Source organism: Streptomyces sp. NPDC055025, from assembly GCF_053608565.1.
This window is the reverse complement of sequence record NZ_JBSGVS010000014.1, coordinates 32,650-47,905: the sequence shown is the minus strand read 5'-3', so window position 1 is coordinate 47,905 and position 15,256 is coordinate 32,650. Positions and strand designations below refer to the sequence as shown.

The 15,256-nt window shown below is 70.8% G+C and carries 12 protein-coding genes; 3 read left to right on the top strand and 9 right to left on the bottom strand.

The features are described from left to right. The first annotated feature begins 101 nt into the window (after positions 1–101). Positions 102–362: a hypothetical protein gene (locus tag ACWGDX_RS11375; protein ID WP_453624467.1), complete on the top strand. Its 261-nt coding sequence runs from the start codon at positions 102–104 to the stop codon at positions 360–362. Positions 363–644: 282 nt separating this feature from the next. Here the strand turns inward: ACWGDX_RS11375 and ACWGDX_RS11370 are convergent, their stop codons facing one another. The 3 genes from ACWGDX_RS11370 to ACWGDX_RS11360 form a co-directional block, all read right to left on the bottom strand. Then, on the bottom strand, positions 645–1,850 hold the full coding sequence (locus tag ACWGDX_RS11370) for a hypothetical protein (RefSeq protein WP_453624465.1): 1,206 nt from the start codon (positions 1,848–1,850) through the stop codon (positions 645–647). Between the two features lie 222 nt (positions 1,851–2,072). Continuing rightward, the gene (locus tag ACWGDX_RS11365; RefSeq protein ID WP_453624464.1) at positions 2,073–2,720 is read right to left on the bottom strand and encodes an SMI1/KNR4 family protein; all 648 of its coding nucleotides are present in this window, start codon (positions 2,718–2,720) and stop codon (positions 2,073–2,075) included. A gap of 459 nt (positions 2,721–3,179) precedes the next feature. Continuing rightward, positions 3,180–3,578 (bottom strand): VOC family protein, encoded by a 399-nt coding sequence (locus tag ACWGDX_RS11360; RefSeq protein WP_453624462.1) that lies wholly within the window; start codon positions 3,576–3,578, stop codon positions 3,180–3,182. A gap of 110 nt (positions 3,579–3,688) precedes the next feature. Between ACWGDX_RS11360 and ACWGDX_RS11355 the strand changes: the two genes are divergently transcribed. Further along, positions 3,689–4,681: a helix-turn-helix transcriptional regulator gene (locus ACWGDX_RS11355; protein ID WP_453624460.1), complete on the top strand. Its 993-nt coding sequence runs from the start codon at positions 3,689–3,691 to the stop codon at positions 4,679–4,681. Between the two features lie 496 nt (positions 4,682–5,177). Here ACWGDX_RS11355 and ACWGDX_RS11350 read toward each other — a convergent pair whose 3' ends face one another. Further along, a complete protein-coding gene (locus ACWGDX_RS11350) occupies positions 5,178–6,674 on the bottom strand; it encodes an IMP dehydrogenase (protein WP_453624458.1) in 1,497 nt (498 codons plus the stop codon). Between the two features lie 408 nt (positions 6,675–7,082). Between ACWGDX_RS11350 and ACWGDX_RS11345 the strand changes: the two genes are divergently transcribed. Continuing rightward, entirely contained in the window at positions 7,083–7,784 is a 702-nt protein-coding gene (locus ACWGDX_RS11345; RefSeq protein ID WP_453624456.1) for a 2-phosphosulfolactate phosphatase, read from the top strand. Between the two features lie 351 nt (positions 7,785–8,135). Here the strand turns inward: ACWGDX_RS11345 and ACWGDX_RS11340 are convergent, their stop codons facing one another. The 5 genes from ACWGDX_RS11340 to ACWGDX_RS11320 form a co-directional block, all read right to left on the bottom strand. Further along, a complete protein-coding gene (locus ACWGDX_RS11340; protein WP_453624454.1) occupies positions 8,136–9,431 on the bottom strand; it encodes a lanthionine synthetase LanC family protein in 1,296 nt (431 codons plus the stop codon). Positions 9,432–9,499: 68 nt separating this feature from the next. Beyond that, positions 9,500–9,652: a hypothetical protein gene (locus ACWGDX_RS11335; RefSeq protein ID WP_453624452.1), complete on the bottom strand. Its 153-nt coding sequence runs from the start codon at positions 9,650–9,652 to the stop codon at positions 9,500–9,502. A 55-nt stretch (positions 9,653–9,707) separates the two neighbouring features. Then, entirely contained in the window at positions 9,708–12,587 is a 2,880-nt protein-coding gene (locus ACWGDX_RS11330) for a lantibiotic dehydratase (RefSeq protein ID WP_453624450.1), read from the bottom strand. Continuing rightward, positions 12,571–13,542, bottom strand: a complete 972-nt coding sequence (locus ACWGDX_RS11325; RefSeq protein ID WP_453624448.1) for a thiopeptide-type bacteriocin biosynthesis protein — start codon at positions 13,540–13,542, stop codon at positions 12,571–12,573. Before ACWGDX_RS11325 ends, ACWGDX_RS11330 begins: the two co-directional genes overlap by 17 nt. A gap of 642 nt (positions 13,543–14,184) precedes the next feature. Continuing rightward, positions 14,185–15,051: an LLM class flavin-dependent oxidoreductase gene (locus tag ACWGDX_RS11320; RefSeq protein WP_453624446.1), complete on the bottom strand. Its 867-nt coding sequence runs from the start codon at positions 15,049–15,051 to the stop codon at positions 14,185–14,187. Between the last annotated feature and the right edge of the window lie 205 nt (positions 15,052–15,256).

Below are 15,256 nucleotides of genomic sequence, written 5' to 3'. Positions count from 1 at the left end.
GTGAGCAACGTTCTTCTCTCCAATGTGCGGTGAAAGATTGCCGCACACTTACAGCGCGACGAGCCTCACGGTTCAACTGGTTAACTTATCGAGGTTTGGACATGGCGCGTGCCCAGCTGCGTGCCCTTCAGGAGCAGTCGACGCGGCAACAGCACCGTGATGACAGGTTCGGGTTGAGGGGTGAGCCGGCGCTCGGGCAGGTCGCTGCCGGCCCCGATGGTGACCTGCACGTGCCCGCCGTACACGGCCGGTACGCCCTGACCGGTCGGCCCGAAAAGCTCGTGATCTGCGAGCGGCTGGCGAACGCCCCGCACCTCCTGGACAGCCTCGCGTTCGCATGGATTGCCCGCCACCGCCGGTGAGGTCCCGGAGAGTTGATGGACCGGCCGCACGGGATTCTCTGTGCGATCCCGTCGCCGTGCCGGTTCGATGGTGTCACGGCAGGTCTTCCCGTCGGCCGAGCAGGGTCCTCGGCGGTGGCGACGGTCGCGACCGCGTCAGCGCGGGTCCAGTGGCCCCCCGTCCGTCTGACGTATCCGGTCATCGCCGACTCCGCCGCGGGAAACCGTCGGTCTTCGGCCGGGCGGACCGCGAAGCCCGACGGGCGGTTGAGCGCGCTGCCGGTGGCGTTCTCGGGAGAATTCCTAGTCCTGCCAGTAGAACAGCAGGGTGTCGACGCTGACCGGTTCACGCCCGCCGAAGTAGTAGACGCAGAGGTCGGTGACTCGGATCGCGCCGGTGGTCCCGTCGATCCAGCGGAAACCGGCCGATTCGAGGGCTCGGCGGGCGGTGAGGTCGTCCTCGTCGGCGGTGGCGAACCGCCCGAGGGTACTGATGAACAGCTCGCTCTCACCGAACTCGATCACGTGGTAGGTCCCATCGCCCTGCCGGTTGTGCTCGCCACAGGAGACAGGGGGCTTCGGCGCGAGGCCCGCCGCGGTCAGCACGCCTGTCGCCCGGAAGAGTTGCTCGTCCTGGTCGGGGCGCGTGGGCGGCTCGGTGCAGAGGGCTTCGACGCGCCACCGGGGATCGCTCTGCCGTTCGCAGCCGCTCGCGTACTCATGCAGGATCGCGCTGCGAAGTTCCTCGTCCAGACCAGCCACCTCGACCCGGGGGCGCCCCAGGGTGTCGTATACCGCCCGGGTCTCAGCCGCGTCGCCGGTGAGGCGGTGCAGCGCGTACGCGGTCCAGAGCTTCGCCTCGGTCGTCGGTGCCTCGTCCAGGTAGCCGCGAAGTCGGTGCGGATCCGACAGGAGCGACTGGGTCAGGTGCGCGACGCCACGATCGGGGTCCGCCAGTGCCTCGGTCACATCCGCTCCGGTGCGATGCCGCATCCGGACGTGGAAGGCGCGGTCCTCGGGCCGCGCGTCGCCGAGGTCGACCACGACCACCTCCAACCCGTAACGCGTGACCAGCGCGTCCAATCCGGCCTCGCCGACCGCCCGCCAACTCGGCCACGGAGAGGCCGCGAGCGTCGCCAACTCACGTGCGGCCAAGAGGTCGCCGAGCATGCCGCGTGCCTTGAGGATCGCCTCGGGCATGCCGTACGAGCGCTCGTGCCGCCGGTCCTCGTGCTTCAGCCAGGGCAGAAGCTCCGCCCGCCCCGCGAGGAGGTCGAGAAGCGCGATACGGACCTCGGCCACGTCGCACGGATCACAGACGCGTGCGATCAAATCGGCGACATACCGCTCCGGCACCCGCGCGGCCAGCGCGAGCGCGCAAGGCCTGCGCCGCCACCACGGGTACGTCGGATCGGCCACGTACCGAGCGAGTTCGCCGGCATCAAGTTCACGCAGGCGGGCGGTGTCCGCCTGCCCTGCGTCCGGCACCAGCGTCTCGATGGTTCGCACTCGCGGATGCTACTGCCCCGAGGCTACGGTGAAGAAGGCCGTTTGTTTTGGCTGTGACCGGGGCTGTAGGCCGAATGTGGCGTCGGCGCCGGCGCCGGCGCCGACAAAGCGCACCGCCCGCAGAGCGTGGTTCCGCACTGCGATCGTCGAGTGGCGAGCTTCTCGGCAGCGCCGTGCCCAAAGTGGCAGTCGTCCCGGACGGCTGCCACCCTGGACGCTCCGTCAGCTCCCGGGGAAGGGCTTCCACAAGGCCGCCCGGTCGGGGTCCGGCGGCGGCCCCCACACCAAGGCACGAAGGTCGAGCAGCCCTGGCTTCTCGCCCTCCGTCAACGACGGCGCCTCCAGCCGGTCCGCCATCTCCTCCAGATAGGTCGTCAGCGACTCATACCGCGGAGTGCGATCCCTGTACCGGTCCCAGTGACAGATCCGTCCGGTCTCGGCATCCAGGAACAGGCCCGAGGTGTTGTCGTGGGCGCCGTAGGAGCAAATGGGGATCCAGGCAGGCCGCCAGGTCGGGTATTCCTCATCGCCGTCTCTGCGCTGGAAGTCCGTCATCATCTCGTACACGGAGATCACCGCGTCGAAGTCCATCAGAGCCCAGTCGCCGAGCATGAACGAGGCCCATGGCACGTCGTACACCCCGGCGTGTTCGCGCCACAGAGCCCTCAGCCCCGGCGGTATCCGTACACCGATCCTGTCTTGCACCCCGGCAATCTCCCCCCCGATCGCGCCCCGCCGCAACGCGGCCAGCGTCCCCGGCGCGTGCCGATCGAGCCACGCCTCGATACGCTGCCACGCGTCGGCGACCTGTCGTGCTTCGACCGCCGCCCGCTGCGCCTCCATCAGGCCACGCAGTACCTCATCGTCCATGGTGGTCACCGTACCGATCTGCTTCACCGTCTCCCTGCGGGGCGGACAGCGGCGTGCTCCGCGTCCGGCGCCGCACGAACTTCTTCACGCTGTCTACGTCCGGCTCGGCCCGCCGCCCACCACGTCCGCGCGGGAGTCGACGGTGAGTGAATCGCCGGCTCCGGAGCCCGCTCCACTGCCGAGGTCGGCGATGTCCTCCGCAGTGCGGGCCGGGCTCGTAACCGGGCGCGAGGAACGGACTGGCAGGCCGTCCTCGCCGTGCGTTCGCCATCGGCCGTACCCACTTGGCCAGACAGCGTCGGGAGATCCCGGCTTCCGCCGCGACGTGCGTGATCGGCCGTCCGGCATCGATCCGCAGGCACAACCGCAGACGCCCCTCGGGGGTCAGCGGTGCGTTGCGGCGCCCCCTTTCCTTGGCGCCCCGAGGCTCGCCGGAGGCGTTCATCGGGAGCCCTGGCGTCAACGAGCGAACTTCGCGATGGCCGCCGGGGTGACCGGGGTGAAGAAGTTGACGAGGTTGCCGTCGGGGTCGCGGAACAGCAGCGATCGGTTGCCCCAGGGCATCGTGGTGGGCTCGTTGACGAAGTCGGCGACGAAGCCGGTCAGGTTCCCGTGCACGCGGTCCACGTCGTCGACGAGGAACTCGATGATCACGCTGTGGTTGTCGGCCGGGCGAGCGGCGCCCGGCGCGAACAGCGGCACAGTGCGGGTGCTGCCGATGGCGAGGGTGGCGCTGGGGGTCTTGAGTTCGGCGAAATCCTCGGTGGACCAGGCCGCCTGCACCCCGGTGGCCTTCTCGTAGAACTCGACGAGGCGCGTGATGTCGCCGGTGATGATCCGGATCGAGACGAAGTCCATGGTGTTCTCCCTAGATACGTGGAGCCGTTAGATACGTGGAGCCGTTGCACCTCGCACGCTAGAACGAATAGAGGACAGAATCGGTCCAGTATTGTCGCTAGGCTCTGGGTATGTCTCGACCTACTGGCCGCGTGCTCACCCTCCTGGAGCTGCTGCAATCGGGAGGCATCCGGACAGTTGCCGAACTGGCCGACCGGCTCGGCGTCGACGGCCGCACCGTGCGGCGGTATGTGGACCACTTGATCGACCTCGACGTGCCCGTCGAGGCGGTGCGCGGCCGCTACGGTGGCTACCGACTCGGCCCCGGCTACCGCTTGCCTCCGCTCATGCTCAGCGACGACGAGGCGCTCGCCGTGCTCCTCGGCCTGGTCGCCGGCCGCCGAGCGGGGTTGATGACGACGGCGGACACGGCGGGCGAGACGGCTGCGGCCAAGATCCGCAGGGTGCTGCCCGAGCGCGTCGCCCGCCGACTCGACACGGTCCTGGAATCCCTCGCCTTCACGGCTTCGCCCGGCGAGTTCGCCACCCCCGACGCCGGGGTCCTGCTCACCATCGCCGACGCGGTACGCCACCGCCGACCGGTCTCCATCAGGTACACCGACCGCGACGGCCGGCGCAGCGAACGCAGGCTGCACCCGTACGGGATCGTCGCCCATTCGGGCCGGTGGTACGTCACGGGCACGGACCCCGAGATCGGCGAGGACCGGACCTTCCGGTTCGATCGCATCGCAGACGCGAGGACCTTGCCCGGCTCGTTCGAGGCGCCCGAGGGCCCTGATCCGGCACAGCGCGTCCTGTCCGGGTTCGCCACGGCCGAGTACCGGCATCAGGTGACCTTGCGGATCCACGGGACGGTCGAGCAGATCCGCGCCCGGCTTCCCGCCGGCGTCGCGCGCGTGGAAGAGCCCGCGCCCGCGGCGGGCGCGGATCCGGAGACCGAGCGCTGGCTGCGTGTCGAGCTACGGGCGGAGCGGCTCGACTGGTTGCCTCCCGTACTCGCCTCGCTCGACCGGCCGTTTGTCGTCGAACGTCCAGATGAACTGCGCGGCCTCGTCTCCGCGTTCGCCGACCGCCTCGCGTCCTACGCCCGCCACCAGGCCTGACAGCGGGGAACCAATGTCATAAGGCCCAAAACCTGGCGGCCGGGATCGTGGGTCGGTCTGGTGCGGCCTGAGTGGGAGAAACATTTCGTATCCGGCGCGACGGTCGCATCTACTTCCGGGAGACGGTGCGCAAGAAGGGCGAGCTGAAACCCGGACGGGGGAAACCCGGACGAGGGAAACCCGGCTCGCCGCAGCCGGCCTTGAGCTGGAGGCAAGGCCGGCTGCCGAACGTCCGCGCGAGCCGGAGACGGCGGAAGCCAGGTGCCCGTTCCCCTGCTCCTGGGCACCGGGTGAGACACACTTTGCCGGTCCTGGCGCGGAGACTACGGACGAAGGACCGCTCCACGCCGACGCCGTCCACGACGGCCACGGGCTGCGGCCCGGTGGCTCGTTCGTCATCCGGCGCCGGCTCACACAAACTGGCGGGAGGGGATTGTTCCGACGATGCGGTGTTCCCCTCCCGCCGGCAGTCCTCACGTCGGGACTCGGCTGCTTGTCAGGAGACCGTCGCCGGGGTGTCCCGCAGGGTGACGTTGGCGTGGCTCTCCTGGAAGCTCTGGTCTGAAACGAGGGTCAGCCGGGCCGTGGACTGGAACTCCAGCAGGGTGGTGGAGCCGCAGGAGACCATCGTGGTCTTGAGCTTGGCGATGGTCAGGGCGAGCCCTTCGTTGAGGTCGCCCGCGTAGGGGACGTAGCCGTCCACGCCCTCCTCGAAGACCAGCCCCTGGCCTCCCTGGCCGTAGCGCTGCCAGTTGCGGGCCCGGTTCGAGCCCTCACCCCAGTACTCCTTCACGAAGCCGTCACGGGTGGGCAGCTTCGCGCCGGCCGCCTGGTCGAAGCGCGCGAAGTAACGCCCCATCATGACGAAGTCGGCCCCCATCGCCAGCGCCAGGGCCACGTGGTAGTCGTGCACCAGCCCGCCATCGGAGCAGACCGGCACGTACTCGCCGGTGCGTTCGCGGAAGGCGTCCCGGGCCGCCGCGACGTCCAGTACAGCGCTGGCCTGGCCGCGGCCGATGCCCTTCTGGTCCCGGGTGATGCAGATGGAGCCGCCGCCCACCCCGACCTTGACGAAGTCCGCTCCCGCCTCGGCGAGAAAGGTGAACGCCTCGCCGTCGACCACGTTGCCGCCGCCGACCGGGATCTCCGGATAGTGCTTCTTCACCCAGGACAGAGCCTGCGCCTGCCAGTCGCTGTAACCGTCGGACGAGTCGAAGCACAACGCGTCCGCGCCTGCCTCCAGCAGGGCCGGGACGCGCTCCTGATAGTCGTGGGTGTTGATACCCGCGCCCACGCGCAGACGCTTGGCATCGTCCACGACCTGGTTCGGGAAGCGCTTGTTGTCCGCGTAGTCGGAACGGAACACCAGATGCTGCAGGTGACCCTCGGTATCCAGCACCGGGAGGCAGTCGAGCCGTTCGTCCCACAGCCGCGCGTTGGCTTCGGAAAGCGTGATGTCGGGCCCGGTATGGGCCAGGTCGGCGACAGCGGTCATCCGGCCGCTGACCGGTCCGTCCAGATCATGACGCTGGGGATGGAAGTCCCGGGAGGTCACCAGGCCGAGCAGGCGGCCGGTGGCGGTCCCGTCGTGGGTGACGGCGGCGGTGCTGTGACCGGTGCGGCGCATGACATCGCCCAGGAGGCCCAGGCTGTCGTCGGGGCGGACGTTGGTATCGCTGGTGACGAACCCGGCCTTGAAGTTCTTCACCTGGCGGACCGCCGCGGCCTGGTCCTGGATCGGCTGATTGTGGTGCAGGAAGCTGAAACCACCGTTTCGCGCGAGTGCGATCGCGAGATCGGGTGTGCTGACGGCCTGCATGATCGCGGACGTGAACGGGGACCGCAGCTCGATCGCCGACGCCTCGCCCGCGATGTGCCGCACCAAGGGCGTACGCAAGTCAACCGTCGCAGCCGAGCAGTTGGTCCGCGTCCGGTTCGGCAGGAGCAGAAACTCGTTGAACGTCCGTGAGACTTCGGCGATGATCTGTGCCACTCGTTCCTCCTGGCCCGTCGGCCGGGGCCCGACTGCCCCGCCGTGAGGATCGCCCCCGTAGCGCAGGGCCCAGGCGGGCAGAGATCGGCACGGCAGCCGTGGATGTGCCACCGACTGCGGCAGAGCCCTGACCGGCCCGTGGATCGAACGGGGTGCGGTCGTGACCTGGCACCCTATCGATCAACTCGACCGCCGCACGAATCGTGGCCGTCACCGGCGGCCGCCACCACCAGTGGCTGCTTCAGGTCCTCGGCCAGGGCCCCGAGGTACTCGGCCCAGTCGCGTCCGGCGTAGGCGACCCGGCGGAGCGCCGCGTCGCGGGCGGTGGGTGTTGCGTACCGAGACCGTTGATGTGATGTGGATCACCCCCTGAGTGCTTCGGGGCAGGCGTGCGCGATCATGATCGGAATGGACACTCGTTTCCTTGGCATCGGGGAGCTGGTCGAAGCCCCGTCCGTGGCGGTCGTAGTCGACGTCATGCGTGCTTTCACCGTGGCCGCCTGGGCCTTTGCCCAGGGGGCGGAAAAGATCGTCCTTGCCGAGTCGCTGGACGAAGCCCTGGCGCTCAAGGCATCCCATCCGGATTGGGTCGCGCTCAAAGACGGTCCGCCCGCGCCCGGGTTCGACATGGTCAACTCGCCGGGCCTGCTGCGGTTTGTCGACCTCGGCGGACGGACCGTCGTGCAGAAGACCACGGCTGGCACGGTCGGCGCCCTCGCGGTCAAGGAGGCGTCGCTGGTGCTGTGCGCCGGCTTCGCGGTGGCGGAGGCAACGGCTCGGCTCCTGCGGACACACGGGAGTGACGGTGTCACGTTCGTGGTCACCGGCGACGACGGACAGGCCGATGAAGATCTGGCGTGCGCTCAATACATCGCTCGGAGAGCGGCCGAGGCTGCGACGGATGGCGCCGAGTTCCTCCGCCGCGCTGCCGCGTCGCGCGCCGCCGCCGAGCTGGCGGAGGGTGTGCGTCAAGGAGTCCATCCCGATGACGTAGCACTCTGTCTTGAGCTCGACCGGTTCCCCTTTGCCATGGTGGCGAGCTTGGAAGGCCCGCTCATGGTCCTGCGTCCGTGCGCCGTGCCTCCGCTGACCGACGACGCCTCGATCTGATCGCTTCGGGCCGTGCGGTCCGGAGAGCTGAACGCGCGGGCGGCAGTGAACACATCCCGCCGGCCGCCGACGAGTTCGGAGATCACGTCGTCGTCCGGCTCAAAGGTCTGCCATGTCTTCGGCGGAGCGCCGTCCTCTGGCCGTGTGCCTGCGTGCCCGTGTGCCCGTGTGCCCTGACCAGAGTCGGCCGGAGCTGACCGTCGGTCATGCTCCGGGTCGCTGTCTCGCCTGGCCTCGCAGCTCAACTCCTGCGGGCAGTTCTCTTCCGGTGCAGGCCGAGGGGCCGGGTGAGAGGGGTGTCGACGCCACCGGGTCGGAAGCGGGCGACGGCCTGGGCGTGACCGGCGGTGGTCAGCGCAGGCCTAGGCAGGCGAGCCAGCTGCGGTCGCCGCCGGTTGTGGTGAGGAGGGCGGCCAGGACGCCGTAGACGCTGGACAGCAGGCTGGTGGGTCGGGGGGCGGGGGTGTGGAGGTCTTCGTCGTGGGTGGCGAGATAGGTGAGCAAGCGGGTGCGGAGGGCGGGGGCGGCCGGGTGGTGGGCGTGGCGGTGGAAGGCGTCGGCGATCAGGAGGACGCCCGCGGCTCCGTGGCACAGGCCGAGGTGGTCGCCGATGTGGTCGCCGTAGAGGTGGTGGTCGGTGTCGTAGGCGTCGGCGAGGGTGGTGAACGCGTGCCCGGCCCAGGTGGCGGCGCCGGTGTCGCCGAGGACGGTCGCTGTCTCCCATAGGGCCCAGGCGATGCCGGGAGTGCCGTAGCACCAGGCCTGCCGGGCGCGTGCTCCGGGGATTGCGGGGTGGGGACGGGGGCCCGCGCCGTCCCAGGTGCGCAGGGAGCGCTGGTCGTCGAAGGCCTCCTGCCTGAACCAGTGCTGGAGGTGCCCGAGGGCGGATCGGGCGTGGTCGGGCACGGTGGTGGGGTCGTGTCGGTGGAGGCGGCGTACGGCGGCTGCCAGGGCGGTCATCACGCCGGCGGCGCCGTGTCCCATGCCGGTGTTGATCTGCCCGTGGAGCCATCCCAGCTGGGGATGGCCGGGGTAGTGGGCGCGCAGTCCGGCCAGAGTGTCGCTGCCGCACAGGTCGCTCAGGTGCTGGATGAGGGGCAGCAGGGCGCGGGGGTCCAGGGTGTCGTCGTCGGCCAGGGCCAGCAGGAGTCCTGCCGGGCCGGTGATGAGGTCGTAGTCGGGAAAGGTGACATGCCCGTGGTGGCCGGGGCGGGGGTGGGTGAGGAGTCTGGTGCGCAGTCGTGTGGCGGGCGCGGCCAGTGCGGGGTGGAGGTGGGTGGCGTGCTGGAGGCCCATGAGGGTGCCGGTCAGGCCGCCGTTGAACAGGCCAGGATGGTGGGGGCCCTTGCCCGCGGTGCGGGCCCACACGGCCGCGGCGCGCGCGGCGCTCGCACGCGCGGCACTCACATGGGCCGCGGCACGGGCGGCGCTCGCACGCGCGGCACTCGCGCTCGCACGGGCGGCCGGGTCCGGTGTGGCGGAGACCAGCCGGCACAGGAAGGGGATGGCGGGGTCGCCGGGTGCCTGCCGGGCGACATCGCGTGGAGTGGGTGGGTGCTCGGACCAGTGGTCGAGGACATGGGTGGCCAGGTCCAGGGCACGGGCGTGCAGGTCTGCTTCGGCGAGCGCCGGGTGGGGGCTGGGCACGGGCGTTGTCCCTCACGGTGGGGAGCCGCCCGGCACGGAGGCCGGGCGGCCGGTGGACAGGTGCCTGCTCAGCAGACGATGAGCGTACAGATGATGATGGTGCACAGGCCGCTGCACACCTGGGTCGCCATCTGGGCGTCGGGCAGTTCGGTGTCGGTGATCTGCGCCTCCAGATCGTCGATCAGGGTGTCGAGGTCGATGACTTCGAGAGTGTCGGACATGGTCGCTTCCTTTCTCATGGGTGGGTGGTGTCCGCCCCGGGGGACGCCGCGTCGGTCACGGCGGGGACCCGGGGAGGTCTGGGCGGCCGATCAGGGCCGTATGAGCACGGGCGGCGAGGTCGCCGGAGGTGGTGTCGCAGGGCATGCGCAGCAGCAACTGAGCTGCCACCGCGGCCTGTTCCCGGCGTGCGGGGCCGGGTGCGGAGGCGGAGGCGGCGTGGCGGAGATCGTGCAGCGGAAGGTGGTCCGGGCCGGGCAGTGCCTCCTCGGCCCACAGGTCGTCGCCGTCGTGGTGGCAGAGCCGCTCGATGGCCTGAAGGGCGGGCAGGGCCGTCAGGTCGGTGGGGATCGGCTTGCCCGTGGGCCGGGAGCGGAGGAAGACGAAGCGGGGCATACCCGTACGGTGTCGCAGGGCGGCGAGTCGGCGTACCTTGACGGGTTCGGGGTCGGTCGCCTGCCACAGGGCGGCACGGGGGACGCGCCACCCGGCGGGGCTGACGACGAGGTCACCGCCGAGGGTCAGCCTGGGGACCCGGGAGGCGTCGGGGAAGGCCGCGGCCAGACCGTCCAGCCGGACGAGGTGGCGGGTGGCGGGGTGGCCGGCGGCCATCAACAGCCGTAGCAACCTGTCGTAGGGCGGATGGGCGGTGCGCGTGGAGTGATGGATGGGGTAGACGCGCCGGCCGGCCGCTTCCGCGACGAGGTCGTCGCCGTGCCGGCGCAGGGTGATCTCCTCCAGCGGCAGGTGCCGGGCCTCACCGGCGCGCTGAGGGTCGGACGGGCCGCTGTAGTAGAGGGCGACGCCGGCGTCGCCGGTCGACCAGCGGGTCAGACGGGGCCGTCGTACGGCATTGGCCGCCTGCTCCGCGAGCGGGGGCAGGAGCACCTCGACGAACCTCGCCCCGCTCAAGTGCTCAAGCGTGGTGAGGAAGGCACGGTAGGCGTCGGCGTTGGGGTATCCGCCATGCAGATCGCGCAGAGCGCCGGCGAAGCGGGCGTCGAGCAGGCCGGCGGGAGAGGAGGACTCCAGGACGGCGAGCGGCCCCGGCGGGGGAAGCGGCCGTAACAGCAGGTCCGAGGGCCAGCTGTCCACCAACGGGGCCACCGCGGGTGCGCCCACCCTGTCCAGCAGAGCCTCGTCGATGTCGATGTGGTCCTGGCCGAGGCGAGAGGCGAGATGCGCGTGCAGCACGGCATACCCGGAGTCAGGGATACGCGGGGGGTGCCATCCGGTGTAACGGGCCGGCCCTGCGGGCGCCCGATCCGAAGGGGACGAGGAAGAGCGGGCAAGGAGGATGTCGAGGACACTGCGAGGTTCGCGGTCGATCAACGCGGCTTCCGCCACCCGCTGCCAGACAGGTTCGTCGGCGCCGCCGTCCAGCGATCGCAGACTGGTCAGACGGCGGGCGAGCCGCAGCCCTCCGGCGACGCGATCCATCCCGCCCGCGGGCACCTCGGCGCGCAACCGACGGTAGGAGTCGACAAACCCCTCCCTCTTCCCCTCCCCTTCCTCCGTGCCCGTGCCCGTGCCCGTACGCGTCAACAGCACCGGCACCGGCAACGGCACCGACACGGGCACCGGCGCCGGCACCGGCACCGGCGCGTCAGGAGACGCGCCCGGCTCGCTCTCGCCGTGAGCCTGGCCGGGCACCCGCCCGTTGGCGGCAGAGGCGACGTTCGCCGCGGACCCACCCGGACCGTCGGGAAGGCGTGTCCAACCCTGCCGCGACTCACGGAGCCCGGCCGGCCCGGCACATACCTGAAGAAGGCCGACGCGCAGAAGGTGAGCGAGAAAGCCGCGCAGGACGTCCGCGTCGAGCCGCCGCGGGAGAACGGCCGTCAGCTCACCTTCGATCTCGTCCAGGGTGAGCGGTCCGTCGGTCAGCAGGCCCAGGGCCGCGTCAAGGACGCCGGTTCGCCGTAGCGTGATCCGCCGCAGCCGTGCGCCCGCCGGACCGCTCTCCACCACGTGGCACACGACGTCGCCCTCAGGGGCGCTGATGAGCTGGTGCAGTGGCGTCAGAGCGATCACAGTGCCCCCGCCGGCGGCCGCCAGGTCGGTGTCCCGCAGCGCACGCCACAACGTGTGAACGTTCTGCGTCTGCCAGGCGGCTGCCTCTTCCAGGCGGACGGGCGGCCACGGCAGCAGCCGCGGCACAGCGCGATCAGAGCGACCTGCGCAATCAGGGCGACCAGGACGACCAAGGCGACCAGGGCGATCTGCGCAATCAGCGTGATCAGTGGCGTGCGTCTGTCCGATGACGGGGATGGCGGCAAGTTGTCCCACCCAGCCGCGTGGAGTGGTCTTGGCCGACGCCCTGGCCAACGCCCGCCACAGATAGCCGGTGGTCTTACGCATCCGCTTGCCGCTCCACGGCTCACCGCCCGCGGCCTTCTGCTCCGCGTCCTCCAGCAGACGCGGCCAGGTACCCGTGACAAAGTCCGCCAGTACGGCATCGGCGGTACACACCCGCAGGAGCAGCCTGCCCACCCGCTCGCGCTCGGCCTTCACCTCCCGCGCGAACTCCTCGTCCCCGGAGATCGAGGAAGCCGCAGCGCTTGTCCACGCACGGAGCCGTTGGGCGAGAGCGGGGGCGACAGGTGCCACGGCCTGGCTGATGACGCTCTCGATGCCCGCCGGCACCCGGCCGCCGTGCAGACGGCGCCGCGTCTCCAGCACCGCCCGGCGCTGCCCATCGGTAAGCCGTTCGTCAGGCACCACATCGCGCCCCAGCTCCTCGGCCAGCTCACGAGCCAGCTCCGCCTTCTCCCCGGCCTCCTCCTCCAGCTGTGCCGCGCGCGCGAACAGCGCGGGATTTCCCGCCCGCGCCCACGCCTGCCACGGCATCCCGGCCGCCCTCACCAACGCCACCGAACCGACACGGCTGTGGCCTGTCAGATCAACGGCTGCGGCCGGCTCAGATACGAGCGGCATCCCGGCTCCCTTCCGCGGTCAGCGCCTCAGCGATCAAGCTCTGGCGGGCCCAGGAGACCAGGCCGCGGTTCCAGTGGAAGACCGTGACGTAGGCGAGGGCCTGCCGCGGCCCCAGCGGGACCGGCTGCTCCGCCGCCGCACCCGCCTCGAACCAGCCCGTACGCCAGCGCCGCGCCGCCTCCCCCACCGCGTCGAGCTGCCGCACCAGCGCCCCGGCCCGCTCCACCGGGAAAACGGCGAGCGCCTGGGCCCGGGGCATCACCCACTGGGCACGGATGCCCTCCGCGGCACGCTGTACCCGCGCGTCCGCCATCCGCTGTCCACCCAGCCGCCGACCGGTGGCCGACCGCACCGTCTCCCACACGCCTCGGTGCTCCCAACCCGCGATCCCCAGCCCGGCGAACATCTCCCGCAGCACCAGCAGTGACCAGCGCCACCCCGGCACGGCGTCGGCGCCGGCATCGGCATCGGCATCGGCATCGGCCGTATCAACGTGGTGATCCAGCCAGGCCAGCGAGTCCAGCGTGAACAGGTCATGCGCGAACGGCATCGATCCCGGCCCGCCGAACAGGTAGGACTCCGGTTCGTAGACCGCGCCCACCGGCGCCGCCCGCAGGCCCGGAAGCCGCGACACCCGACGCTCCAACGCCTCCCGTGCTGCCTCCGCCCGGGGTTGAGGCAGCTGGAACCGCACCCGCAGCCCCGGCTCCTTGTGCATGAAGAAGACGTTGCGCACCCCACCCTCGGCAAGGAACTCCCGCGCGGTCACCGCCAGATCGGCATACAGGTCACGGCGCTCGCCTTCCGCGGGACTGAGGTTGAACTGCACCCACCCCTCCCCGCGGCCGTAGGCACGCACCGCCGCGCGTCCCGCGGAATAGAAGACCCGCCTCCGCTCCAGAACACGGCCGAACCTCCCGCCCCGGCAGTTCGGCACCCACGACAGCTCACCCACGCCGCCCACCTCCCTCCTCGATTGAAGAAGCCGCGAACCCATCGACCGCGAGAACGTCGACCGCGAGAACGTCGAACCGGCAGGCCCCGAGCCCGTCGAACCGGCAGGCCCGGCAAGGACCTTGGATGACGAGCAGAGACGCGGCTCGGCGTTCGCGGTGGAGCGTGCCGGTGAAAGGCCGCCGGTGAACGGACGGAACTCCAACCATCCACACACACGCCGTAATCGACTGATTACTCAGAGCATCCCCGGAGCGGCAAGCTTGAACCTGCGGTCATCCCTACGAGGTACCGGCGCACGGGTGTCAGGGCCCGCGCGTTCAGCGCACATGAAGCGCATTACCGGCGCGATCCGCGTTCGCCCACAGGTCCGTTCACCGATGAGCCATATCGGACTGCCGGTGATTTTTGGCGCGAAAGTGTCAGTTCGGCGGACCGTGAACCGGGCAGGTTGGGCCCGACAACGCGGGCGGTGCTCCTGGCCGTGCTCCGTTCGACGACGGCACCGCGCGGGTGCGAGCGGTGGGCGGGACGGAAACGCGGTCCCGTCCCGCTGTCGCAAGGTGCTCGGCATGGCACCGGTACTGCGACGCCCACCGCCATGCTTGGCCGGCCCGTCGGCCATGGGGTCGTAGACGTACGGCTACAAGACCGGCGGACCTTGCTCAATGCGCCGCAGCACCGGTGTGAGCCGGTCGAGTGCTTCGCTGGTCTGGATCTGCCGCTCGTCCCACCAGGTGGCTCCCGCCTCCGCCAACGGGCCGATCAGATCGCGGGTCTTGGCGGCGTCGCCGCCTGGCGTGGCACCGCCGAGGACGATCTCGAAGGGGGTGCCGGACCGGTCCTCGCGCTGCGTGCGAAGGTATGCGACCAGGTCGCGGACCTGACCGGCGGGCGGCACGTGGCCGTGCCTGGCGTCGGTGAACAGCGGGACCGCGCCGTCCCAGCGGGCGGCCCGCCGCATCGGTGGGCGGTTCGGCCAGAAGCCGGCGACCCAGACCGGCGGCCGGGGGCGCTGCACCGTCGCGGGCAGCAAAGTCACGTCCCGTACCTGGTAGTGCCGCCCGTCGTGATTCACCGGCTCACCCGACCAGTAACGCTGGAGCAGGTCCAAGCCCTCGTCCAGCCGCTCGGCCAGCACCTTCGGGTCCGTGGTGTCACCGAAACTCGCGTACTCGTCCTCGACGGGCCCGCCCAGCCCCGCCGCGAAGGTGACCCGCCCGCCGCTCACGGCGTCCAGGGTCGCCACCTGGCGGGCGAGCTGCTGCGGGCGCCGCCGCGCGACCGGGGTGACCAGTGTGCCCAGCCTGATTCGGGAGGTCGCCAGCGCCGCGGCGGTCAGCAGCATCCACGGGTCCCCGAAGGGCCTGCCCTGGTGCTTGCGATGCAGCACATGATCCCAGACGAACAGCCCGTCCCACCCTGCCTGTTCCGCCGCCGCGGCCACCTTCGCCACGGTCCTGGGGTCGGCGAAGTCGCCGAAGTTCGGAATGTTGACCGAGAAACGCATCCCCGCATCCTGCTGCACGGCACCGGGACCGGCAACCGATTAGGTCCTGTCCGGTCGATCTTCGTGCTTCGTGGACCAGGCCAGGGTCTCTGGTGGAAGGGGGTACCTCCCGTGCCGTTCAGGCCACGGCGGAGCATCGCGAGGCGAAGGATCGGCGTCGTCGATGTCCCGGCCCGCCAACTGCGGCGCCAACAGCGGGTGCCGG